The organism is Bacteroidales bacterium, from assembly GCA_014860575.1.
Taxonomy (GTDB): domain Bacteria; phylum Bacteroidota; class Bacteroidia; order Bacteroidales; family JAAYJT01; genus JAAYJT01.
Map to the genome: position 1 here is coordinate 103,115 of JACZJK010000033.1, position 23,794 is coordinate 126,908.

Below are 23,794 nucleotides of genomic sequence, written 5' to 3' on the forward strand. Positions count from 1 at the left end.
GGTGCATAGAGCTTGGGGCTAAGGGCGTGAAGCAGAGAGCAAAGTGCAGAAAGTGCTTACTAAACTAATTCCGTGACTCAAGCGTTATAGTTTTCTATTTCAACCAATGCCTTGATGCCAATGAAACGACTAATTCTCCTATTCTTTTTCGTATTAATTATTTATGCCCAGGGATTTGGGGCTTATATTCTGATCCCGATGGATAACTCCCAGCGAAACCATCTTAAAGCTTATGGCATCGCTTATTGGGTGCTTACATACGAAACAGAAATAAGCTGGCTGCTGAATTACCGTGGCGGCAGTTTTATGTTTCAGCATCATAAAACATTTGAAAATGAGTGCATTATCCGTGATGTATCCTACCAGGTAATTGCCGATGTGCAGGCCGCGGCAATCCTGAATGAAATTGCTGATCCAAACGTCAACATGGATGAGGTAAAACTTCATAAAGCGCCCAACATTGCAGTTTATACGCCACCGCTCAGCCAACCCTGGGATGATGCAGTTACCCTCGCCCTCACTTATGCAGAGATCCCTTACGAAAAAATATATAACGATGAGATAATGAATGGGGCTCTTCCCATGTATGACTGGCTCCATCTTCACCATGAAGATTTTACAGGGCAACTCGGAAAGTTTTATGCCAATTACCGCAATGCAGCCTGGTATCAGGAGGAATTCCGCACGCTGACCAATATTGCCAACAAACATGGGTTTACCAAGATTTCTCATCTAAAACTTTCGGTAGCAAAGAAAATACAGGAGTTTGTTGCCGGGGGCGGGTATCTTTTTTCCATGTGTTCAGCGCCTGAAAGCCTCGATATTGCGCTTGCTGCAGAAGGAGTTGACATCTGTGATGTAATGTACGATGGCGATCCTCCTGACCCAAACGCACAGCAAAAACTTGATTTTAGCAAGACTTTTGCCTTCCAGGATTTTCAATTGGTCATGAACCCTTATGAGTATGCGAAATCAAGCCTGGATGTTCCAAAAACAGGCCGCAACCAGGCTTTGGATCTCTTTAGCCTGTTTGAATTCTCAGCCAAGTGGGATCAGGTTCCAACTATGCTGAACCAAAACCACGAAACGGTTGTAAAAGGTTTTATGGGTCAATCAACGGCGTTCCGAAAACAATATATCAAACCTACTGTAACTATCCTCGGAGAAAATAAAGCGTGGAACGAAGCCCGCTACATTCACGGAGCATTTGGAAACGGTACATTTACTTTTCTTGGTGGGCATGATCCCGAAGATTACCAGCATTTTGTCGGCGATCCGCCAACCAACCTCGATCTTTATCCAAACTCGCCCGGCTACCGGCTCATATTAAATAATGTGTTGTTTCCAGCTGCAAGAAAGAAAAAACAGAAAACCTAGGAGAAGAGCTTGAAGTAAAGAGCAGTGGGCATGGAGCGTTGGGCTTAGGGCATGGGCGAAGGGAAATAGTTACAGTTGAGGGGTTCTTTCAAATATTCTGAAACTATAAGACCATGGATTTTTTTCATCGGGCATGTGCATTTCATCGCTCATCAGCCTCCATTGCGAATAGTCAATTGGCGGAAAATAAGTGTCGCCTTCAAAATCATGGTGGATGATAGTGATATACATTTTCTGGCAAAACGGCATGGCTTGCCGGTAAATCTCTGCCCCTCCAACAATAAAAACCTCTTCATTTTTAGGTGCGGAACCTATTGCTTCCTGCAATGAATGAACTACTGTAACACCTTCATGCTGCCAGTCTTTCTGCCGTGTGATCACTATAGATTTGCGACCCGGAAGCGGCTTACCAAAACTCTCAAAAGTTTTACGACCCATGATCAATGTATGCCCCATTGTGGTGTTTTTGAAATAACGCAGATCAGCCGGAAGATGCCACACCAGCTTATTATCTTTGCCAATTACATTGTTTTGCGCTATGGCGACGATGAGTGAGATCATGTTTTGAAATTTCAGTCCGTATTGAAAGTTCGCACCAAAAGTAAAGAAAAAACAAGCGTTAGGATATACCTATAAAAACTTAACTTTGCATGATGCAAGCTTAAGATGATAAGGTAAAAATCAATGAACTGCATCGAATACCAGATTATCAGCGTATAAAATCATCTAAAGTTGTAAATCACCATATAAAAACACCAAATGGATTTAATTGTTACCGGTGCCGGAAAAGGAATTGGATTTGAGACTGTAAGGCACTTGGGAAAGTTGCCGGGAAACCGCATCATTGCGATCTCAAGGAATATTGAAAAACTTCATGAGCTGGCTACAAAGGCTAATCCTCTTGTTTCAGAAATTATCCCCTTAAAATTTGATATTGTAAACGGCAGCATCAAAAACAATCTCATCCCTTTCCTCAGCGAATTGGATTTCAGAATTGACGGTCTTTTTAACAATGCCGGGGCTCTGGTTAACAAGCCTTTTGCCGAATGCAGCGACGAAGATTTTAACCTTGTAATGCGAACCAATCTTGATGCCCCATTCCGGATAATCAGAGATCTACTGCCGTTAATGAACAAAGGTTCGCACATTATAAATGCAGGAAGCATGGGCGGGGTGCAAGGCAGCGCCAAGTTTCCGGGACTCGCACTTTATAGTGCCAGCAAAGGAGCGCTGGCCATCCTTACGGAGTGCCTTGCTGAAGAACTCAAAGATAGAAAGATCAGCGTAAACTGCCTTGCTTTTGGAGCGGTTCAAACTGAGATGCTTGCTGCAGCATTCCCCGGATACCAAGCTCCGCTTTCTGCATCAGAGATGGCAGTGTTTGTTGCGGATTTTTTAGTAAAAGGCCATAAATATTTTAATGGGAAGGTGTTGCCGGTTTCGGTTTCAACGCCGTGAAAAGACCCAAGAACCAGGTCTCAAATCCCAAATTCCAAGGGAAGATTGCATTAGGTTTTGTGTTCTGGAAATTCAGTTTAATCATACAAAATTGGTAAATTCCCCTTGGGGCTTGAGATTTGGAATTTGGGACTTAAAAATTGAATGATGAAAGAAAACAACATTTGCCACCAGGGAATCGTCGTAAAATGCGAAGACGACCGCGTACTGGTAAGTATCGAATCCAAATCCGCCTGCGCTTCCTGCCAGACTAAAAGCATCTGCAACCTCAGCGATGTGCAGGAAAAGATCATCGAGGTGCAGCATGCAACCCCTACGAACTACAAACCCGGTGAAGTAGTTACCATCAATATGTCAACCTCAATGGGCAACAAGGCATTGTGGCTCGGATATCTGCTGCCATTTGTAATAGTGATGGCTTCACTATTTCTGTTCAGCTATCTCACCGGCAGCGAACTGCAGTCCGGGTTGATTTCCCTACTGTTGCTTTTTCCTTATTATCTGATCCTTTATGCGATGAGAAAAAAACTGAGGAATACTTTCAGGTTTGAGATTGAGTAGGGGGATCGTAATGCTATTTCATCTTAGATAATCCCGAACTGCCTTTGAAATATCCTTTTTAACCTGATCCCAGGTCTGGCCTCTAAAACTCACTGGAGATTCACTATCCTCAGCCTCAACAAAGTAGCTGAGAGCATTGGGAATACTTATAGCCAGCATCTGATTGGGGTTCTTTTGTTTGTGCCAGTCAATTATCTGTTGAAGTGTATGATGTTGAAGCAACTCATGAATATCCCAAAAATATTTTTTCCTGGCTCTACCCAAAATAGCCTGAATTTTCATTGCGGCAATGTCTGCATCGTTATACATTCTGATTCCTGTAAATAATTCTATATTACTGATAGGCAGGTGAGGGTAATGAACAATATCAACCTTGGTCTCTTCAATAAAGCAGAAAATACCGGTTTGTGTATGCCCGCTTTCGAAAGTAAATGAGCTTCCAAATGTTTTTAATAATTCATGCTCAATCAGGGAATGATCAAATTTTTGGTGAGAGAATAGTTCCAGGTCAACAGAACTGCGATGGCCATATCGCAATGTCAAGGCAGTACCTCCAACCAACGAGAAGGGTTGCAGTGATGGAATTTCCATTAATTTCTTCAGTATGGAAAAAGTGTGGGGTTCAACTGTCTTAATGTGTAACATCTGAATTCTTCTACAGGTTTATTGATCACTGCACTTGCCAGAAAAATCCGATGCTCAGGCAGGAACTTAGCAGCAAGGAGAGCCTCGCTCACCTTATTATCACCATAATAACGCCGGCACTGGCGGATGTCTTCCACATCGCCGCGTTCAAAAACCCTTTCAATCACAAAATTCAATTTGGCGTCATAATCTAACTGCTCAAAATCCACATCCCAGAAAATGCGTTTGTTGAATATTGGCTTTGCTTGCTGATCCATAATGGGTAATTGCCAAAAAGAATTAAAGGTTTGCTTTAAAAGGTATGGAGCAAAAGTAATGAAATTGCTTAGGATGGTTTTGACTGCTTGTGAAAAATACATAAGTAGTTATAATTCAGTGAATCTATTTTAGCAGTATCTCGTGATAACTTAGGCCCTTAACTCCCCCCAATAGGTTATCACCATCTCCCTCTCAATTTAAATAAATTCCAAATAGCATTTTTATCTTATTGAAATTCAATTAGATTAAATACTTTAGCATTTTACCAGTAGCTGATGACAGCCTATATACTACTGATAAAGTGCATTTTATAAAACCTTTTAGAACATTTATAAATAAGCCCCATAATTTTTATTGTTTCTATTTTTGCAGTGCTTTTAACAAAAGTAAATCTTAAGTCCTTGTAAATAAATGATTTCTCGAATTCGAATTTAAAATATACAGAAAGGAGCATCCGTGGTAAGTAATGTCATGTTGGTGTCCATCGTTTCGCTCAGCGGCATCGGCGCTGCAGCCGCCATCATTCTCTATTTTATAGCTCAGAAATTTAAGGTTATTGAAGATCCGCGCATTGATGAGGTCAACGACAAGTTGCCCGGCGCCAACTGCGGAGGCTGTGGTTTTGCAGGTTGCCGCAATTTCGCCGAAGCTATCGTAAAAGCAACTGATCTTTCGGAACTCAACTGCCCGGTTGGTGGTGGAAGCATGATGACCGACATTGCCGAATCACTCGGCCTCACAGCCGAAGCCAAAGAGAAACAGGTGGCTGTGCTGCGCTGCAATGGTTCGTGCGAAAATGCACCAAAAAAAGTCAGGTATGAAGGCGCTATGTCCTGTGCCTTTGCACATGCCCTATCGGCTGGCGAAAGCGGTTGCCCCAATGGCTGCCTGGGTCTTGGTGATTGTGTGGCTGCTTGTAAGTTCGATGCCATGTATATGGACGAAGTAACAGGTTTGCCGGTGATCATTGAAGAAAACTGCGTGGCCTGTGGCGCTTGTGTAAAAGCTTGTCCGCGTGTAATCATTGAGATGAGAAATGTTGGCAAGAAGAGCCGCCGCATTTTTGTTTGTTGTGTGAACACCGAAAAAGGCGGACCGGCTAAAAAGAACTGCTCAGTAGCCTGCATTGGCTGCAGCAAATGCCAGCAGGTTTGTCCGTTCGATGCCATTACAATGGAAAATAACCTGGCTTACATTGACTACGAAAAGTGTAAACTTTGCCGTAAATGTGCCCCGGTTTGCCCTACCAATGCTATCCATGAGCTTAATTTCCCTCCTCGTAAAGAGAAAACTGAGCAAGCTGCTGAAACTACTAAAACCGCATAATTACATCGCATGAAGACATTTGCTTTGGGTGGCGTTCACCCTCCTGAAAACAAAATCTCTGAGAAAGCTGTCACAGAAGTACTTGCTATACCTCCAAAAGTCTATATTCCACTGGGTCAGAACCTCGGCGCTCCGGCCAAAGCTGTTGTTGAAAAAGGCGCTTTGGTGAAAGTGGGCCAACTCATAGGCAAAGGCGAAGCTTTTATCTCGGCCAATGTGCATTCTTCTGTTTCCGGAAAGGTTGCCAAAGTTGACGATGTGATTGACCAGAGCGGTTACAAACGCAAAGCCATTTTCATTGATGTTGCCGGCGACGACTGGGACGAAAGCATTGACCGTTCTGACAACATTACCCGCGATTGTCATCTCAGCCCTGAAGAGATCACACAGAAAATCAAAGATATGGGTGTGGTTGGCCTTGGGGGAGCTACCTTTCCGACCCATGTGAAAATGATGGTTCCCAGCGGTAAAAAAGCCGATTGCCTTATCATCAATGGTGTGGAGTGCGAACCGTACCTCACCTCCGATCACCGCCTGATGATTGAAAAAGGCGAGGAAACCTTGGTCGGTGTTACCATTCTAATGAAAGCCCTGAAAGTTGAAAAGGCTTATATAGGCATTGAAAATAACAAGCCGGATGCAGTTGAAAACCTGAAAAACCTTGCGAAAAAATTCAAAGGAATTGAAGTCCACGCGCTGAAAGTAAAATACCCGCAAGGAGGTGAGAAACAACTGATCAAGGCCATGATTGGCCGCGAAGTTCCATCCGGAAAACTTCCCATAGAGGTTGGATGTGTGGTTCAGAATGTGGGGACCGCTTTTGCTGTATACGAAGCGGTTCAGAAAAACAAGCCATTGTTTGAACGCGTTGTGACCCTTACCGGAAAATCGGTGAAAAAACCCGCCAACTATCTGGTTCGGATCGGCACACCGGTAAACAACCTGGTGGAAGCTTCCGGCGGTTTGCCCGAAGATACCGGCAAGATCGTCAGCGGCGGCCCGATGATGGGCAAAGCGCTTACCTCGCTCGAAGCACCAGTTGTGAAAGGTACCAGCGGCATCCTGATTATCACCGAAAAGGAAGCAACCCGGCCAAAGATGGTCAATTGCATCCGCTGCGGACGTTGCATCGGAGTTTGTCCAATGGGCCTTGAACCGGTTTTACTTGCACAACTCAGCGCCGCCGAAAGATGGGAAGACCTTGAGAATGAACTGGTCATGGACTGCATGGAATGTGGCTCATGCCATTATACCTGTCCGTCGGGCAGACCATTGCTTGATTACCTGCGATTAGGAAAGAATAAAGTTGGCCAGATTATCAGAACCAGAGCTAAAAAATAACGAATGAATCCATTAACTGTTTCGGGCTCTCCGCATGCGTTCGGAGACCAATCGGTAAAAAAGATCATGTATGGGGTGGTCATTGCCATGATCCCGGCCATGCTGGTGTCTTTTTACTTTTTCGGGCTGGATGCCGCGCGGGTAATATTTTTCTCCGTTGCCGGCTGTCTGTTGTTCGAATACCTTATTCAGAAATTCCTGATGAAGCAGGAACCTACCATCAATGATGGCTCTGCGCTGGTCACAGGCATTTTACTGGCTTTTAATGTGCCCGGCAATCTGCCCGTTTGGATAATTCTTGTTGGAGCGTTTGTATCCATTGGCATTGGAAAGATGTCGTTTGGCGGTCTGGGCAAAAACCCCTTCAACCCGGCGCTGGTTGGACGTGTATTCCTGCTGATTTCTTTTCCGGTGCAAATGACTTCCTGGCCACTTCCAAAACCGCTTTTCGCCGAAAGCATCACTGATGCCATGACAGGTCCGACCCCATTGGGAATCCTTAAAGAAGGCGTGGCAGCAGGCCGCACGGTTCAGGAAATCATGTCCGACCCGGCTTTCCCCAGCTACATCGAAACCATGATTGGCTACCAGACCGGCTCCTTAGGCGAAATGTCGGCCATTGCATTGCTGCTTGGCGGACTTTTCATGCTGGTTCGCAAAATAATAACCTGGGAAATTCCTACAGCGTATATGGGTTCAGTAATTGTGTTCGCAGGAATACTCTGGCTGATTGACCCGACTTATTATGTTGACCCGCTGTTTCATCTTGTGACCGGTGGTTTGATGTTAGGCATTTTCTATATGGCAACCGATATGGTGAGTTCACCCATGAGCCGGAAAGGGCAACTGATCTTCGGGATAGGATGCGGTGTACTCACTATCCTGATAAGGATATGGGGCGCTTATCCCGAAGGTGTTTCTTTTGCGATCCTGATCATGAACGGGTTTACTCCTTTGCTCAATAAATATCTGAAACCTAAAAGATTCGGGGAGGTTGTGAAAAATGGCTAAGAAAACAGAATCAACCTTTGTAAACATGCTGCTCACGCTGTTTATCATCACGGCTGTAGCAGCTTTCGCACTGGCCGGAGTTTATGAACTCACCAAAGAACCTATAGAAAAGGCCAAACTTGCCAAGAAAATAGCCGCCCTCAAACAGGTGCTTCCGGCATTTGACACGGTGATCAGCCAGAACATTGAATTCCCGGATATGGCCTTGCCGCTGGGCTTCAATTACGCACTAAAGGATGGCGATACCGTTGGGATTGCTGTGGAAACATTCACCATGAACGGTTTCAGTGGCCTGATCCGAGCCATGGTTGGGTTCGCACCCGACGGCACCATCATTGATGTGGTACATCTTGAACACAAGGAAACCCCCGGTTTGGGCGATAAAGTAGACAAGAAAAAATCGCCCTGGAGCGATCAGTTCAAAGGAAAACATCCCGGTTCATTCAAACTAAAAGTAGTCAAAGACGGAGGCGATGTGGATGCCATTACTGCCGCAACCATTACCTCGCGCGCATACAGCGACGCCATTGACAGGGCTTTTATCGCATTTAAGGAACAGAAAGGAGACAGGCATGAGTAATCTTACAAACTTTACAAAAGGGTTCATAAAAGAAAACCCGGTATTTATCATGTTGCTGGGTTTGTGCCCGACATTGGGTGTTACCACTTCGGCCATGAATGGTTTCGGGATGGGGCTTGCCACAGCCTTTGTGCTCATTATGTCGAACCTGGTGATCAGCCTTATCAAGAACCTGATCCCCGCTAAGGTGCGCATCCCCGCCTTTATTGTTGTTATCGCCTCCTTTGTAACCATCGTGCAACTGGTACTCGAAGGATTTGTTCCTGCACTTTACGAAAGTCTAGGTTTGTTCATTCCACTTATCGTTGTGAACTGTGTGGTTTTAGGTCGAGCCGAAGCCTTTGCATCGAAAAATACGGTTTTCTCCTCTATCATTGACGGCACTGGAATGGGGCTGGGTTTTACCTTCGCGCTTACCCTGCTGGGAAGCGTAAGAGAAATTCTTGGTTCGGGCAGCATCTTTGGTCTGAACCTGGGTTTTTATCCGCTTGATGCCGACGGCAACCCTGTGGTGATGCTGGTGTTTGTGCTTGCACCCGGGGCATTTATTGCATTGGCATACCTTGTTGCGTTAAACGCAATGCTGAAACAAAGAATGTCGAAAAAATAAACTGAAAGCATTATGGAATACTTTGCAATTATCATCGCGGCCATATTTGTCAATAATATTGTGTTGGCGCAGTTTCTCGGCATTTGCCCGTTTTTAGGCGTATCGGGAAAGATTTCTACGGCAGGTGGTATGGCTGGGGCTGTATTGTTTGTTATGACCATTGCCACCATTGTTACTTATCTGATCTACTACTTTATCCTGATTCCTTTCGGGATCAGCTACCTCCAAACCATCACTTATATCCTGGTGATTTCTGCGCTGGTTCAGATGGTTGAACTTATACTCAAGAAAGTAAGCCCTCCGCTTTACCAGGCCTTAGGAATCTTCCTACCATTAATCACTACCAATTGTGCCATTCTGGGTGTTGCGATCCTTACCGTACAAAAAGATTTTAACTTATTGCAGAGCGTTGTTTTTTCTGTTGCTACTGCGATTGGGTTCGGACTGGCATTGATCATTTTTGCCGGCATCCGCGAACATCTCGATCTGATGGGTGTTCCCAAAGCTATGCGCGGTGCGCCTATTGCCTTGCTGGTTGCAGGTATCCTGGCGCTAGCGTTTATGGGGTTTGCAGGACTGGTTTAATATTTACGATTTTGGATTTGTGATTTAGAGAATGCGGGTTGTTTCCGCTATTGTGGCATTTAAAAAGAATTGGTTGCCACTGATTCATGGATAATATTTCGCCACTGATTCATGGATTTCTATTACCACTGATTCAAGGATAGTATGTGTGTATCAGCATGAGTGGACAAATTACGTTGCGACCATATTCAGGTTTTTATCCGTGAATCCGTGGCAACTGTATTCTGGATTTCAATCGTGCATTCGTGGCCATTTTTTTGAACATTATTTTAAGGGTCTGACACCCAAATCCTGGCATATTTTTCTTACCAGAATATCTTTTATTTCAATATGACGCGGGATTGCAGATCGTCTATTTTGGGATGGATTATGCCACCATGAATGTTTGCTTCCCTCTCTAAGCAATTTACAGCCATGATTTCGAAGATGCTTCAGGAGTTCCCGGCGCTTCATACAATGATGATTTCTTCCCTGAATCCGCTGCCAGCAGCAGCCAGCGCCTCCTGACGGTTAAATTCTAAAGCTTCCTGAAGTGTAACTTCGAGGGTTTCCTTCAATGCATCGTATGTTTTCTCCTGGCAATTTACACCCGGAACTTCCTTGATCCATCCTACCCACCAATCATCAATTTGCTTTATTACAGCCGTATAATTATTTTTCATGACCTGAGTCTCCAAATTCTATTCTGGTAATTTTAGTTCAAAAATACAAAAACCAACCTTAATGAGTTCTTTGAATAATTTTTAATGGCCACGAATGCACGAATAAAATCAGTTTATCAGCCGTGGCAACAGTTTTCTGGATTTCATTCGTGAATTCGTGGCAAGTGAACTAGAAATTCTATTTCCCTTTGCCCTCAACACGTCTTTTTCCAAATCCAAGGCTATTTTCAAGTACTTCGATCTGGGTTGTTTTATCAGCTTCATCACTTAACTCTGATTTCTTTACAATTTCAACCAGGTCGGAGGGGTTGAAGGGTTTTTGCAGAAAATCAATGCCTGATTTCTTCATTGTGCGGATGGCCTCGTTGTTAAATGAGGAAATAAATATAACCCTGAAGTCAAAATTCCTGATCGCATGCAGCAGGTCGAATGCATTGCCGTCGCCGAGGTTGATATCGAGAAAAACAAGGTCGGGGTGGAGGTTTGAGATAGCCTGAATACCGCTTGCCACACCCGTTGCCACGCCTGCCGGTTTCACCTGCGGGCAAAACTTCAGCAACATCTTCGACAAGGTATCGCGGATGTGGGCTTCGTCGTCTATGATGAGTGTTTGCAGCATGACCTCGGTATTTCTGGCATTTTTCAATTCATTTTGATGGAACGCAGATGACACCGATCAGGCAGATTTGCACTGATCAAATCCGCGGTAATCCGTAAAATCCGTGTCATCCGCGTTCCATTTTATATGCTCATTTGATGCACCAATCCCAAATCTTTAGTCCTTAATAATTTTCACCGCCTTCACATCATTCTCATATTGCAGGCGTAGGAAATACATGCCTTTGGGCAGCATGCTGATATCCACCTGGGTTTCGGCACGGGTGATCTGTTTTTCAAGCAACTTTTCGCCGGTGATGTTGAATAAGGTAAGCTGCGCATTGCCGGTAAGCATTGGCAATAATACAGTAATCATATCCCTGGCCGGGTTGGGAATAATGCGGATGCTGGTTTCACCGGTAACTTCTTCCACCAGTGTAGGGCAGGCTTCAATAACTTCCTCCGGGCTGTTACAGCCGGGGGCGTTGTCGTGAATATCAACAGAACCTCCTGGGCTTGCCAGATAATTGCAAATGATTTGAACATTGCAAGATGATAAGGAAGTATTTCCACTTATCCCTATATGGTTAACAGATGCAACATTGATATTTTCTATACCCGCCAGAGAGGAGAGGTTAATATTTTCCCGAATATCCAAACCATCGACAGATGCTAAAGCATTTAGTCCATTAAAATTGCTGAGTGAATTATTTGCGTAGAGATTTAACGCTCCTCCAATGGTCATCAAAGCCTCAAGGCCACTTAAACTAATGAGTAGAGGATTGGTTGCAGGAAACATACCATCAATACCAAGAATAAGGTTTCCGCCAATGTAGTTCAAAGATCCAAGACCGTTAAGATTGACAAGAGAAGTTTTTGCAATCATTAAGTTCCCATTGACAGCAGTTAATGCATCTAGGCCAATCAAAGTTGTTAGAAGTTCCCCAGGATAATAAATCTCCAAGTTACCCCCAATTAAAGTTACCATGTTTAGACCATTAAGATTAGTAATCCAGCCGTTTATAAATACATCCCCCTCAATCTTCGTACACCCCGGATAATTAGTCTGGAAATTATCAATCTGTTCCTGGGTGGTGAAGGTGATACCGTCAGGAAGGCAGTGCTGTTCGCAGGCTGCTTCTACTTCCTCCGGGCTGTTGCAGCCGGGGGCGTTGGCGTGAATATCAACGGAACCTTCAGGGCTTGCCAGATAATTACAAATGCTTATGATGTCGCAGGTAGCTAATAGTGCGTTGTTAGAAATTGTAAGGTAGTTGAGGGAGCCGGCATCAATGTTCGCTATTCCCTCAAGATTGGTAAGCTTACTATTATAGGTAATACTGATATTTTCGGCTGAGGTAAGATTTTCAAGTCCATTCAGGCTGGTAAGTTTATTATGATGGAAAACGGTGATACCGCCACCAATGGATGTTAAAGCGCCAAGCCCTGAAAAGTCAGTCATGTTGTGGTTCTGTTTGAGATACAAATTTCCCCCTATCGTGCTGAGATTAGAAAGACCATTAAGATTGGTGAGAGAAGAATTCTTTATAACCGACAAACCACCACCAATGGAAACAAGGTTGCTCAATCCTTCCAGGTTGTTCAGGGGGCCAGTGTATTCAAGGTGAAGAAATCCGCCGATGGTTGTCAGGTTGTTCATGCCGGATAAACTGGCAAGCATTGAATTATTGGCAATATGAAGGTTGCTTCCAATGGAGGTTAAGTTAATTAATCCGTTCAGGCTGGTAAGTAAGTTATTATATTGCAGGCTTATCCCTCCTGTGGTGCTCGTTAATCCCTCCAGTCCCGACAGGCTTTGCAGCAGGTTATTTTTTTCAATTCTCAGTGTCCCACCGACATTGGTTAGGTTTTCAAGTGCGTTTAAGTTAGTTAATGCCGGATTGCCATTAGGAATACCCCAGTCCGGGTAAGCTCCTAAGACCAGGCTCCCGCCCACCGAGATGAGGCTGTTCAGCCCATCCAGCGCTGATAAGGCTGCATTACTACTAATTATAAAATCACCACCTGTGGTAGTAAGGCTGTTCAATCCGTTCAGGTTTTGCAATAATGGATTGTAAGCTATATAACAGCGATAATTTATCGCAGTCAGCCCGCCCAAACCGTTCAGGCTTGTAAGTGAATTATTTGATGAAATTGACAGGCTGCCCGATATGGTGTTAAGGGCACTCACTCCTGTAAGACTGGTAAGTGAGTTATTTGATGAAATATTCAGACTGCCTGCTATAGTGTTAAGAGCACTCAATCCGGCCAGGTCAGGTAAGACTGTGCTGCTTATGGACAGACTTCCTGAAACAGAAGTCAGGTTGCCAAATCCAGCAATATTTGAAAGCACGGGGTTTTGGACTAATTCTAAATTCCCTCCCATACTATCAAGGCTGCTGAACCCTGTTATCTCATTTAAAGCAGGATTGTACCAGAGGGTCAGATTGCCAGTGATCGTTTGAAGATTATTCAATCCTCCTAAACCTGCAAGCACAGGATTATTTTCAATCAATAAATTACCATCAAAAGAGATGAGGCCATTTAATTCGTTAAGGGAACTCATGGATGGGTTATTACGGATCGTAAGGTTACCTTCAACTGAGGCAACTGTGTTTAATCCATCCAGGTTGGTGATATCATCGCCTGAAATAATGATTGTTCCGGTAAGCTCATGGCAATCAGGAAAGTTTACAGCAAAACTGTCAATCTCAGCCTGGGATGAAAAATAGTAATTCCCGTAAAGCAGGCAATCCATTGTTATACCACAGTCAGTGGCAATCTGTCCTGGCCCGTTGCAACCGGGGGCGTTGTCATGAATTTCGACTACTCCTGCCGGATCGGACAAATACATACAAATGCCCTGCGCATCGCATTCAGAAAGCAAGTTATTATTGTAAATGTAAAGATCAGCCCCAATAGATGTTAATCCGTCCAATCCTTCCAAACTTGTAAGGGCACCATTGCCCAGGATACTGAGGGATGCTCCAATGGAATCTAGATTTTCCAATCCTTCCAGACTTGTTAGAGCATTGTTAGTCATTATATCGAGAGACCCACTAATGGTATTCAGATTTTCCAATCCTTCAAGACTTGTAAGAACATCGTTATATACTATGTCGAGATTACCTCCAACGGTATTCAGATTATTGAGTCCAGCAAGGCTTGTCAGTGCTGGATTGCCAGCACTTCCCCACCCAGAATAACCTATCATAAGACTTCCACCGATTGAAGTTAATCCTTCCAATCCAGTCAATGATACAAGTGATTGATTACCCCAAATGGACAGGTTATTGCCAATTGATGTAAGATTTTCCAACCCTGAAAAATTAGTTAAGGCATTATTCCAACTCACCTCAACATCAGTTGTTGAAGTCAGGCTGCCAAGTCCTGTAAAACTTGTAAGGGATTCATTATAACTTACCTGAAGATTTTGTGTAACAGAAGTCAGATTATTAAGCCCTGTAAAATTGGTTAAGTTTGTGTAGTTGACTGTAAGGTTACCCCCGATGGAAGTCAATACACTTAAACCATTCAGATTGGTTATATTGGTCCCCGAAATAAAAACACCCCCCTCAATCTCCGTACACCCCGGATAATTGGCCTGGAAATTATCAATCTGTTCCTGGGTGGTGAAGGTGATACCTTCTGGGAGGCAGCCTGATACACTGCCGCCGTTGGTGGTTTTCAGTATTTTGCCATTGTTGCCAACGGCATAACCTGTGTCTGCATTAATGAAAGTAAATGAATTAAAATATTCATATGGCCCCCCCATTAATTGTTCTTCCCAATCCATTCCTCCATTAATGGTTTTATAGATAGATTGAGAACCTAAAGCATAACCTATATTGTCATTATAAAAGTAAACAGACCAAAGATAATCTTCAATATTCGTTTCCATTTGCATCCAATCTGTGCCTCCATTGGTAGTTTTCAGGATCAGGGCTTCCGTTCCCTCATCATTATAATCAGTGCCAACTGCATAACCTGTAGTTTCATTGGGGAAATAAACTGAAGAAAGCCACGAATAATCCCACAAATTCCCGGAGTTAGTGGCAGACCAATCCTGTCCACCGTTTGTGGTTTTTAAAACCAACCAACCATAATCATATGACAAATCATATGAACGTCCAACAGCAAATCCTGTATCAGTATTAATGAAATGCAAGTCATCTAAAAATTCTACCGTTTGCCAGGGGAGAACATCTACAGTCCAGTTTATACCAGCATCCGTTGTTTTTAAGAAATATGTTTCACAAGCACCATTTGAACACCAGCTAAAACCAAGAGCATAACCTGTATTCTTGTCCGGGAAAGTGACGGAATGGAGTTCAGTGCTATTAACATTAGTAACTGCGTAAGCAAATACTGTTTCCCAGCTTTCTCCTCCATTTGTGGTTTTCAGAATGATGCCGGGATTATCCTGATAATTTGTCAATACACCGGCAACATAGCCTGTGTCTGCACTTGTAAAAAAAACCGAGTAAAGCATTATTGAATCCATCTCAGCCAGGATTGTCCAGTCTATTCCGCCATCTGTGGTTTTCAGGATTAATGGCCCCTTGCTTACTGCATAACCAGTATATACACTGGTAAAAAAAACATCAACGAGTTCACTAGTTGTTCCCGAATTCAGCGGGAACCACTGCGCCATTGCGCCATTCATCGCAAACAGCGCAAGCATTAAAATAACAAGCTTTTTCATGATTATTGAATTTTATATTTTCAATTACTTTAGTCCTTAATGATTTTCGCCGCCTTCACATCATTCTCATATTGCAGGCGCAGGAAATACATGCCTTTGGGCAGCATGCTGATATCCACCTGGGTTTCGGGCTGGGTGATTTGTTTTTCCATCAACTTTTCGCCGGTCATGTTGAATAAGGTAAGTTGCGCTTTGCCGGTTAGCATTGGCAATAATACCGTTATCATATCCCTGGCCGGGTTGGGAATAATGCGGATGTTGGTTTCACTGTTAACTCCTTCCACCAGCGTTGGGCAGGCTTCAATAACTTCCTCCGGGCTATTGCAGCCGGGGGCGTTACCCCATATATCAATATTACTGTTTGGGCTTGCCAAATAATCACAGATGCTTTGCACCTCGCAAGTGGATAAGGAACTGTTCAAAATAATGACCATGCCTGTTAATGTGCTGGCATTAATATTTTCAAGGCCGGCAAGGCTTGATAAGGAGGGATTTTTCCCAATTTCAATTCCTGCTCCAACATGCGAAAGGTTTACCAAAGAACTTATGCTCGTCAATGAATCATTACCTGTAGGTAGATAACCAGGTCCGCCGTCATCAAACGATCCAATCAGGAGAGAACCGCCAATAGAATCGAGGTTTTCTAATCCTGAAAAGTTTTTAATCCGGTGATTCTCATATCCTAATCCAAATGAGCCTCCAACTGAGTGCAGATTTTCCAATCCATTTAAATTTTCCAGATTATCACAATAATTTATGGAAACAGAACCGCCAATAGAATATACCTGGTTTAAGCCGGTGAGGTTAACTATGGAATTCCCGGTAATTGTCAAATTTCCTACTAAATCATTACACGCCGGGAAATTTTCCTGAAAATTATCTACGTCGGCTTGTGAGAGGAAGTAATAGTTACCAAAAGGTAAGCAGGGAACAGAACCCCCGCATGCATTTACCACTTCAGATTGACTGTTGCATCCAGCTCCGTTATATAAAATCTCCACAACACCGTTGGGAGCATTTAAATAATCGCAGATGTTTTGAATTGCGCAATCAGTCAAACTATCATTTCCAATAATGATTAAATCTCCTGGTATGAAAGTTAAACTTTCCAGCGCAGTCAAATCTGAAAGTTCAGGATTATCTCTAATGAATAGGTTACCACCGATCGAAATCAGATTATCAAGCCCTGTAAGGCTTGTCAGGGATGCATTCCCAAAATCTTGACCGCCTATGTTAAGATTGCCCCCGATGGAAACCAGATTTTCAAGCCCCGTCAGGCTGGTCAGAGAATTGTTTGAATAAATACCGAAATTACCTCCAATAGAAGTCAGATTCTCCAGTCCCGCCAAGCTGATCAGGGCGTTGTTGAAATACATCTTGAGATCACCTCCAATGGATATCAGATTGTCCAACCCTGTCAGGCTGTTTAGGGCCGGGTTTCCGCCATATTTCCCAAGGATTAAATAACCACCTATGGAAGTCAAAATATTTAATCCATTTAGACTGGTAATATCATTCCCCTTAATAAGCACATCCCCCTCAATCTCCGTGCACCCCGGATAATTGATTTGGAAATTATCAATCTGCTCCTGCGTGGTGAAGGTGATGCCTTCGGGGAGGCAGTGCTGTTCACAGGCCGCTTCTACCTCCTCCGGGCTGTTGCAGCCGGGGGCGTTGTCAAAAATCCAGACGGTTGCATTTGGTGCTGCAAGGTAGGCACAGATGCTTTGAACATCACACGTGGATAAGGAACTGTTTAACCCAATGGCCATATATGCTAGTGTATTGGCATTAATATTATCCAAGCCAGCAAGACTCAACAAGGAAGGATTTTGCCCAATCTCTATTCCTCTAACATAAGTTAGGTTTGACAAAGAACTCAGACTCACCAATGAATCATTGCCTCCAGGTATAGGACCTCCAGATCCTCCGTCATCAGTCCACCCAATTACTAGCGCGCCAATAGAATCGAGATTTTCCAATCCTGAAAAATCTTTAACACGGTGATTGTCATGCAAACTGAACGAGCCTCCAATTGTGTAAAGATTTTCTAATCCATTTAAATTTTCCAGATTATCACAATAATTTATGGAAGCAGAACCGCCAATGGAATATACCTGGTTTAAGCCGGTGAGGTTAACTATGGAATTCCCGGTAATTGTCAAATTTCCTGCTAAATCATTACAAGCCGGGAAATTTATCTGAAAATTATCAACATCGGCCTGCGAGAGTAGATAATAGTTTCCATAAGGCAAACATGGAACAGACCCTCCGCAAGCATTGACTACTTCGGATTGACTGTTGCAGCCAGATCCGTTATTATGAATCTCCACAACACCATTGGGAGCATTTAAATAATTGCAGATGTTTTGAATTGCGCAATTGGTCAAACTATAATTACCAGTAATGGTTAAATTATCTGGTATGAAGTTAAGATTTTCCAATGCAGACAAATCTGAAAGTTCAGGATTATATCTAATGAAAAGGCTGCCACCGATCGAAATCAGATTATTAAGTCCTGCAAGGCTTGACAGCGAAACATTCCCACTCGAGTAATAATAACCACCAATTTCTAAATTACCTCCAATGGAATCCAGATTTTCAAGCCCTGTCAGGCTAGTCAGAGAATCGTTTATAAAAATACCGAGATCTCCCCCAATGTAAGTCAGGCTTTCAAGCCCGGTCATGCTGGTCAATGCGGCGTTGCCCCAAACACGAAGGTCTCCTCCAATGGAAGTCACATTTTCAAGTCCCGCCAAATTGGTCAGGGCGAGGTTATATAGAATTTCAAGAGATCCCCCGATCGAATCCAGCACGCTTAATCCGTTTAAGTTGCTAATGCTATTTCCCTCGATCACAACATTCCCCTCAATCTCCGTACACCCCGGATAATTGATCTGGAAATTATCAATCTGCTCCTGCGTGGTGAAGGTGATGCCTTCGGGGAGGCAGTGCTGTTCACAGGCCGCTTCTACTTCCTCCCTGCTGTTGCAGCCGGGGGCATTGTCGTGAATATTAACAGAATCTGCCGGACTTGCCAAATAATTGCAAATGCTTATTATATCGCAGGTTGCTAAAAGTGCATTGTTAGAAATTGTAAGATAGTTGATGGAACCAGCATCAATGTTCGCTAAACCCTCAAGATTGGTAAGCTTGTTATTATAGTAAATACTGATATTTCCGGCTGTGGTAAGGTTTTCAAGCCCATTCAGGCTGGTAAGTTTATTATGATGGAAAATGGTGATACCGCCATCAACAGCAGTTAAAGCGATAAGCCCCGAAAAGTCAGTCATGTTGTGGTTCTGCTTGAGATATAAATTTCCCCCTATCGTACTGAGATTAGAAAGACCATTAAGATTGGTAAGAAAGAAATTCTTTATTAGTAACATATCACCACCAATGGAAACCAGGTTGCTCAATCCTTCCATGTTGTTCAAGGAGTCATTGGATTCAATGTGAAGATATCCATCGATATGTGTTAAATCTTCCAGCCCTACCAATGATACAAGTGCTTCATTACCCACAATGGTCAGGTTATTGCCAATTGATGTGAGATTCTCCAGCCCAGTCAGTGATATAAGTGATTCATTACTCCCAATGGTAAGGTTATTACCAATTGATGTGAGATTTTCCAGCCCTGTGAAATTTGTTAAAGCACTATTCGAATTCACAGAAACAACGCCTATTGTAGTAAGGCTTCCGAGCCCTGTAAAACTTGTAAGGGATTCATTATAATCTACTTGAAGGTATTGTGTCCCTCCAATATATATCAACCCTTCGAGCCCTGAAAAATTAACAAGGTTGTTATTGTTGGTTATTGTAATGCCGTTACCAATGGAGGTCAGATTACTCAGCCCTGTAAAATTGGTTAAGTTAGTATTTTTGACTGTAAGGCTGCCACCGATGGAAGTCAAAACACTTAAGCCATTCAAATCAGATATATCGCTGCCCTCAATGGTAACATTCCCTTCAATTACCGTGCAATCAGGATAATTGTTATGGAAATTAATAATCTGACCCTGATTGGTAAAGGTGATGCCTTGGGGCAGGCAGACTGAAGAGCCCACGCCATTAGTGGTTTTGAGTATGATACCATTAGTGCCAACGGCATATCCTGTTGTATCATTGGCGAAATTGACCGATAAAAGATAATTCCCTGGAAGGTTATCTGAATATTGAGTTGTCCATACATTGCCACCATCCTCCGTGTACTGAATAATATTACCATTTGACCAACTCTGTCCCCCCACGAGGTATCCCCGTTCCGAATCAATGAAATAGACTGAATAATGCGTAGAAAAATCAAAGGAAAATAATCCAGTCCAATCATTTCCTCCATTTATGGTTTTTAATGAACTGTATCCGCCATACCCAACTACATAACCTGTATCTGCATTAAGAAAATGAGACGATAAAATTCCATAGTACATAAAATTCCACATTGCTTGACTTGTCCAGTTCATTCCACCATCTATGGTTTTGACCAAGTATGGGTAATACATCATACTACCTATTGCGCCAACAGCATATCCCGTGTTAACATCGGGGAAAAAAACAGACTTAACGTAGGGTTCACCCACGTCATCAGTAGTTTTATACACATAACTGGTTGTCCAGAGATTTCCCCCATTAGTGGTTTTTAAAATATAATTGTATAGCGTATCGCTATTTAACCAATCCCAATAAAACCCGACAACATAACCTGTATCTACTGTGGGGAATGATACTGAACTAAAATCTGCCGATACACCAACAGACTGATTGACCCAATTGTCGCCACCATCAATGGTTTTCAAAATAATACTGCTATCACCTACAGCATATCCCGTAAGGGAATCGGTAAACTGAACAGAGAATAAATTCGCAAAAGTTCCCGAACTCTGTATTGCCCAGTTATTCCCGCCGTCAATGCTTTTCAATATTATTCCAGAATCACCAACTGCATATCCCCTGTCCGCATCCGTGAAATAAACGGAATTAAGATTACTTGTGGTTCCGGAATTTTGCGGGAACCACTGCGCCATTGCGCCATTCATCGCAACCAGCGCAACCAATAAACTGATAAACTTTTTCATGATCTTAAGTTTTTTAAATTTTGAATTGAACGCAGATGACGCTGATCGGGCAGATTTGCGCTGATTAAATCTGCGATCATCTATAAAACCAGCGTCATCCGCGTTCCATTTCATCTCTTTTTGCAGAGATAAACTCAATTCTTTAGTCCTTAATGATCTTCGCCACCTTCACATCATTCTCATATTGCAGGCGCAGGAAATACATGCCTTTGGGCAGCATGCTGATATCCACCTGGGTTTCGTCCCGGGTAATTTGTTTTTCAAGCAACTTTTCGCCGGTGATGTTGAATAAGGTAAGCTGTGCATTGCCTGAGCGCATGGGTAGGTAAAGGGTTATCATATCCCTGGCGGGGTTGGGGATAATGCGGATGCTGGTTTCACCGGCAACTTCTGCAACCGGTGTGAGGCAGGCTTCAATAACTTCCTCCGGGCTGTTGCAGCCGGGGGCGTTGTCATGGATTTCAATGGTTCCACCCGGGCTGGCCAGGTACTCACAAATGCTCATTACATCGCAGGTTGAGAGTGCAGCGTTGATGTATATTTTCAGATCGGTGATAGAATTCGCACTGATATTCCCCAGGCCTGCCAAACCCGTTATCAGCGGATTTTGGCCAATCACTAACATGCCACCGATTGAGGTAAGGGAATTCAGACCGCTTAAGTTAAGGAGGGTGGGCGACCATGCAATTGCAAGATCCCCACCAATACTACTCAGGTTATTCAGACCTTCAAGGCTCGTTATCCCGTTGTTATGAACGATGGCTAGCTTTTCACCAACTGTTTGCAGGTTATTTAATCCTGAAAAGTTCGTAAGAAGGTTATTATGCATGATTTGCACCCATGCACCTGTTGAAACCAGGCCTTCCAATCCTGTAAGGCTTGAGAGGGATGGGTTATCAATAATATACAAGTACCCTCCGATGGTTTCCAGGTTATTGAGCCCGGCAAGATTGCTCAGATTGGGGTTATACATAATGGTCAGGTTGCCTGTAATGCTGTGCAGCGCATTTAAACCATTCAGGTTGGTAATATTATTGCCTTCAATCAAAATGTCGCCAAGTATATCAGCACAGCCGGAATAATTTCCCTGGAAATTATCAATTTGTTCCTGTGTGCTAAAGGTAATGCCACTGGCCAGGCATCCCTGTACTTCATCAGCACCCATATCAGGTACAGCACCGCCGTAGGGTCGTGGTTGTTCGTCAATATCAGTAATGGGACAGGTAAAGTTTACACCATTGATGTTGATGGATTCAATGCCGGTATTCACAAGCTGGCAATCGGGATTGAGGTGGAAGCCGTCGTCGAGGAAATTCGGTTCACAGATCAGGTTGCCCTCACCTGGCCAGATTGTAGCACCTTGCACATCCGAGTACCTTACCTGCAGGTTGCTGCCTGTTTCGTAGAATGCCGGGCCTGTTGTGGCTGTATTGCCCCAGATTATTGAATTAATTGCAACTGCATCAGATGTTTGCAGGTACATTCCTCCGCCAAAGGTTGCTACATTCCCGGTTATGGTGTTGTTAACCATAATTGCAGTATCGCCAACGCCTATGGAATTGGTGATGCAGAACCCTCCACCGTGTGATGATGAGTTATTCTGAACCACATTATTCATGTAAGTACCACCAGAGCGCAGTAATGCCAAACCGCCTCCCCTGCAGGATTGCGTGGTAACAGCAAAATTTTCCATTATCTGGTTATTTTCAACAACAAAATCATTTATATTGATATCCTGAATAAACACACCAGGACCCCAACTCCAATAAGTACCCGGAGCTTCAAGATTATTCTGGGCAATCAGGTTATTGGCGATCTTACCTTTGATGTTATGGTGCAAAGCAATTCCGCCACCCAGGGTTGCATAAGCGTTCGTTCCTACATCCGTTTTAGCTACATTTTGGGTGATCACATTGTTACTGATGTTGATATCAATTACTCCAAATGAACCGGCAGCAACAATACCACCACCGGCACCTCCCATTGGGCCATCCGCGCAGTTGTAGGAAACTTCGTTATCAGTCATGATCAGATGATAGAAGCAAATCAGTCCGCCGCCATCAGCATACTCGTTATTGCTGATGGCCTGGTTATGCATGATCCTGTTGCCACGCAGCACGATCCAGGGAATTTCAGAGATAGGGCCGCCGGTTTGTAACCCGCCGCCAAAAATGCTTCCATTGTATGTTACCGTGTTGTATTGGATATAATTGTTCAGCAGTTTTCCACCTGAATATTTGATATGGACACCACCACCCGCTCTCATGTTAACACTGGGCTCAATGGTTCCGGTGCCACCGGTAATCGTAAAACCACAGACCACCGAGGTGGTGTCTTCTCCCAATTCAAAAGTGATTACGGATCCTATTTCCGGGTAAACCGGTTGGCTTCCGTTGATAATGGTGTTAGCAATGTGGTTGGTATCGCCGTCGAGGATAAAATGGCTCGTGAGAACCAAAGGCTTTTTGCCCAGGAAGTTGATGTTTTCAAAATAAGTTCCTTCGGCCACCAATATGGTATCGCCAGGGTTGGCAGCGTTTATGGCAGCCTGGATGGTCGTGTAATTACCCGGAACCTGGATGATCTGTGCTTTTTCCGATCCGGTTTTTAATGCAGCAGGCACGGCTATCGCCTGGCTAGCGGCATTTGATTGGCTGGAGCAGAATCTGGGTCCGGGAATTCCTTCCTGATTGGTTTGGGATTGTTGGTTCCTGAAGTTCCATTGGCCCAGGGTAACCATTGCGCTGCAAAGCAGCATCACTGAGAGTAAAATTCTTGTTTTCATTGGATTTTGATTTTGGTTGTTAGGGAATTAATGAATTAAATATTAATAATTTCTATCCGGGGCTTACCGGCTCAAATAAGTTTACCCGGAATACTACATCAAAATTACTTTGCCAAAAAAGTGAAAACACAACCATTAAGTGAACGCCGGGATTTGTTTAGTGAACGCCGGGGTTTATTAAGGGAACGCTGAGGGGAGGAGTGTGGGAGGGGGAGAAA

The 23,794-nt window shown here is 43.6% G+C and carries 18 protein-coding genes; 9 read left to right on the plus strand and 9 right to left on the minus strand.

Features of this window, described 5'->3' with window-relative positions:
* Positions 1 to 120 precede the first annotated feature (120 nt).
* Complete coding sequence (locus tag IH597_09275) at positions 121 to 1,377, plus strand: asparagine synthetase B (GenBank protein ID MBE0662646.1); 1,257 nt, start codon at positions 121 to 123, stop codon at positions 1,375 to 1,377.
* Between the two features lie 69 nt (positions 1,378 to 1,446).
* Here the strand turns inward: IH597_09275 and IH597_09280 are convergent, their stop codons facing one another.
* Positions 1,447 to 1,938 carry a dihydrofolate reductase gene (locus IH597_09280; GenBank protein ID MBE0662647.1) on the minus strand — a complete coding sequence of 164 codons (492 nt, stop codon included), beginning with the start codon at positions 1,936 to 1,938 and terminating at the stop codon, positions 1,447 to 1,449.
* A gap of 198 nt (positions 1,939 to 2,136) precedes the next feature.
* Here IH597_09280 and IH597_09285 point away from each other — a divergent pair, with 198 nt between their 5' ends.
* Positions 2,137 to 2,835, plus strand: coding sequence for an SDR family oxidoreductase (locus IH597_09285; GenBank protein MBE0662648.1), 699 nt, complete (start codon positions 2,137 to 2,139; stop codon positions 2,833 to 2,835).
* A 147-nt stretch (positions 2,836 to 2,982) separates the two neighbouring features.
* Positions 2,983 to 3,396, plus strand: a complete 414-nt coding sequence (locus IH597_09290) for a SoxR reducing system RseC family protein (GenBank protein MBE0662649.1) — start codon at positions 2,983 to 2,985, stop codon at positions 3,394 to 3,396.
* An 18-nt stretch (positions 3,397 to 3,414) separates the two neighbouring features.
* On the opposite strand, the gene IH597_09295 is transcribed toward IH597_09290, so the two are convergent.
* Together IH597_09295 and IH597_09300 are read right to left on the minus strand one after the other, a co-directional pair.
* The gene (locus IH597_09295; protein ID MBE0662650.1) at positions 3,415 to 3,987 is read right to left on the minus strand and encodes a nucleotidyl transferase AbiEii/AbiGii toxin family protein; all 573 of its coding nucleotides are present in this window, start codon (positions 3,985 to 3,987) and stop codon (positions 3,415 to 3,417) included.
* Between the two features lie 8 nt (positions 3,988 to 3,995).
* The gene (locus tag IH597_09300; protein MBE0662651.1) at positions 3,996 to 4,298 is read right to left on the minus strand and encodes a hypothetical protein; all 303 of its coding nucleotides are present in this window, start codon (positions 4,296 to 4,298) and stop codon (positions 3,996 to 3,998) included.
* Between the two features lie 472 nt (positions 4,299 to 4,770).
* On the opposite strand from IH597_09300, the gene IH597_09305 reads away from it, so the two are divergent.
* The 6 genes from IH597_09305 to IH597_09330 are packed head-to-tail and all read left to right on the plus strand — an operon-like array spanning position 4,771 to position 9,752.
* Complete coding sequence (locus IH597_09305; GenBank protein MBE0662652.1) at positions 4,771 to 5,625, plus strand: RnfABCDGE type electron transport complex subunit B; 855 nt, start codon at positions 4,771 to 4,773, stop codon at positions 5,623 to 5,625.
* Between the two features lie 9 nt (positions 5,626 to 5,634).
* Complete coding sequence (gene rsxC / locus IH597_09310; protein ID MBE0662653.1) at positions 5,635 to 6,966, plus strand: electron transport complex subunit RsxC; 1,332 nt, start codon at positions 5,635 to 5,637, stop codon at positions 6,964 to 6,966.
* A 3-nt stretch (positions 6,967 to 6,969) separates the two neighbouring features.
* Entirely contained in the window at positions 6,970 to 7,977 is a 1,008-nt protein-coding gene (locus IH597_09315; protein ID MBE0662654.1) for an RnfABCDGE type electron transport complex subunit D, read from the plus strand.
* Positions 7,970 to 8,557: an RnfABCDGE type electron transport complex subunit G gene (locus IH597_09320; protein MBE0662655.1), complete on the plus strand. Its 588-nt coding sequence runs from the start codon at positions 7,970 to 7,972 to the stop codon at positions 8,555 to 8,557. Before IH597_09315 ends, IH597_09320 begins: the two co-directional genes overlap by 8 nt.
* Complete coding sequence (locus IH597_09325) at positions 8,550 to 9,167, plus strand: electron transport complex subunit E (GenBank protein MBE0662656.1); 618 nt, start codon at positions 8,550 to 8,552, stop codon at positions 9,165 to 9,167. Before IH597_09320 ends, IH597_09325 begins: the two co-directional genes overlap by 8 nt.
* A gap of 12 nt (positions 9,168 to 9,179) precedes the next feature.
* Complete coding sequence (locus IH597_09330) at positions 9,180 to 9,752, plus strand: electron transport complex protein RnfA (GenBank protein ID MBE0662657.1); 573 nt, start codon at positions 9,180 to 9,182, stop codon at positions 9,750 to 9,752.
* Between the two features lie 264 nt (positions 9,753 to 10,016).
* Here the strand turns inward: IH597_09330 and IH597_09335 are convergent, their stop codons facing one another.
* The 6 genes from IH597_09335 to IH597_09360 form a co-directional block, all read right to left on the minus strand.
* Positions 10,017 to 10,205, minus strand: a complete 189-nt coding sequence (locus IH597_09335) for a type II toxin-antitoxin system HicA family toxin (GenBank protein ID MBE0662658.1) — start codon at positions 10,203 to 10,205, stop codon at positions 10,017 to 10,019.
* Positions 10,202 to 10,414 (minus strand): type II toxin-antitoxin system HicB family antitoxin, encoded by a 213-nt coding sequence (locus IH597_09340; protein ID MBE0662659.1) that lies wholly within the window; start codon positions 10,412 to 10,414, stop codon positions 10,202 to 10,204. Before IH597_09340 ends, IH597_09335 begins: the two co-directional genes overlap by 4 nt.
* Positions 10,415 to 10,592: 178 nt before the next feature.
* Positions 10,593 to 11,033, minus strand: a complete 441-nt coding sequence (locus IH597_09345; GenBank protein ID MBE0662660.1) for a response regulator — start codon at positions 11,031 to 11,033, stop codon at positions 10,593 to 10,595.
* A gap of 156 nt (positions 11,034 to 11,189) precedes the next feature.
* A complete protein-coding gene (locus IH597_09350) occupies positions 11,190 to 15,716 on the minus strand; it encodes a T9SS type A sorting domain-containing protein (GenBank protein ID MBE0662661.1) in 4,527 nt (1,508 codons plus the stop codon).
* A 29-nt stretch (positions 15,717 to 15,745) separates the two neighbouring features.
* Positions 15,746 to 20,791 carry a T9SS type A sorting domain-containing protein gene (locus IH597_09355; protein MBE0662662.1) on the minus strand — a complete coding sequence of 1,682 codons (5,046 nt, stop codon included), beginning with the start codon at positions 20,789 to 20,791 and terminating at the stop codon, positions 15,746 to 15,748.
* Between the two features lie 142 nt (positions 20,792 to 20,933).
* The gene (locus IH597_09360; protein MBE0662663.1) at positions 20,934 to 23,576 is read right to left on the minus strand and encodes a T9SS type A sorting domain-containing protein; all 2,643 of its coding nucleotides are present in this window, start codon (positions 23,574 to 23,576) and stop codon (positions 20,934 to 20,936) included.
* Between the last annotated feature and the right edge of the window lie 218 nt (positions 23,577 to 23,794).

Bases quoted from the DNA above. Each gene is read 5' to 3' on its own strand.
- IH597_09275 (MBE0662646.1), top strand. From the start codon at position 121: ATGAAACGACTAATTCTCCTATTCTTTTTCGTATTAATTATTTATGCC.
- IH597_09280 (MBE0662647.1), bottom strand. From the start codon at position 1,938: ATGATCTCACTCATCGTCGCCATAGCGCAAAACAATGTAATTGGCAAA.
- IH597_09285 (MBE0662648.1), top strand. From the start codon at position 2,137: ATGGATTTAATTGTTACCGGTGCCGGAAAAGGAATTGGATTTGAGACT.
- IH597_09290 (MBE0662649.1), top strand. From the start codon at position 2,983: ATGAAAGAAAACAACATTTGCCACCAGGGAATCGTCGTAAAATGCGAA.
- IH597_09295 (MBE0662650.1), bottom strand. From the start codon at position 3,987: ATGGAAATTCCATCACTGCAACCCTTCTCGTTGGTTGGAGGTACTGCC.
- IH597_09300 (MBE0662651.1), bottom strand. From the start codon at position 4,298: ATGGATCAGCAAGCAAAGCCAATATTCAACAAACGCATTTTCTGGGAT.
- IH597_09305 (MBE0662652.1), top strand. From the start codon at position 4,771: ATGTTGGTGTCCATCGTTTCGCTCAGCGGCATCGGCGCTGCAGCCGCC.
- rsxC (MBE0662653.1), top strand. From the start codon at position 5,635: ATGAAGACATTTGCTTTGGGTGGCGTTCACCCTCCTGAAAACAAAATC.
- IH597_09315 (MBE0662654.1), top strand. From the start codon at position 6,970: ATGAATCCATTAACTGTTTCGGGCTCTCCGCATGCGTTCGGAGACCAA.
- IH597_09320 (MBE0662655.1), top strand. From the start codon at position 7,970: ATGGCTAAGAAAACAGAATCAACCTTTGTAAACATGCTGCTCACGCTG.
- IH597_09325 (MBE0662656.1), top strand. From the start codon at position 8,550: ATGAGTAATCTTACAAACTTTACAAAAGGGTTCATAAAAGAAAACCCG.
- IH597_09330 (MBE0662657.1), top strand. From the start codon at position 9,180: ATGGAATACTTTGCAATTATCATCGCGGCCATATTTGTCAATAATATT.
- IH597_09335 (MBE0662658.1), bottom strand. From the start codon at position 10,205: ATGAAGCGCCGGGAACTCCTGAAGCATCTTCGAAATCATGGCTGTAAA.
- IH597_09340 (MBE0662659.1), bottom strand. From the start codon at position 10,414: ATGAAAAATAATTATACGGCTGTAATAAAGCAAATTGATGATTGGTGG.
- IH597_09345 (MBE0662660.1), bottom strand. From the start codon at position 11,033: ATGCTGCAAACACTCATCATAGACGACGAAGCCCACATCCGCGATACC.
- IH597_09350 (MBE0662661.1), bottom strand. From the start codon at position 15,716: ATGAAAAAGCTTGTTATTTTAATGCTTGCGCTGTTTGCGATGAATGGC.
- IH597_09355 (MBE0662662.1), bottom strand. From the start codon at position 20,791: ATGAAAAAGTTTATCAGTTTATTGGTTGCGCTGGTTGCGATGAATGGC.
- IH597_09360 (MBE0662663.1), bottom strand. From the start codon at position 23,576: ATGAAAACAAGAATTTTACTCTCAGTGATGCTGCTTTGCAGCGCAATG.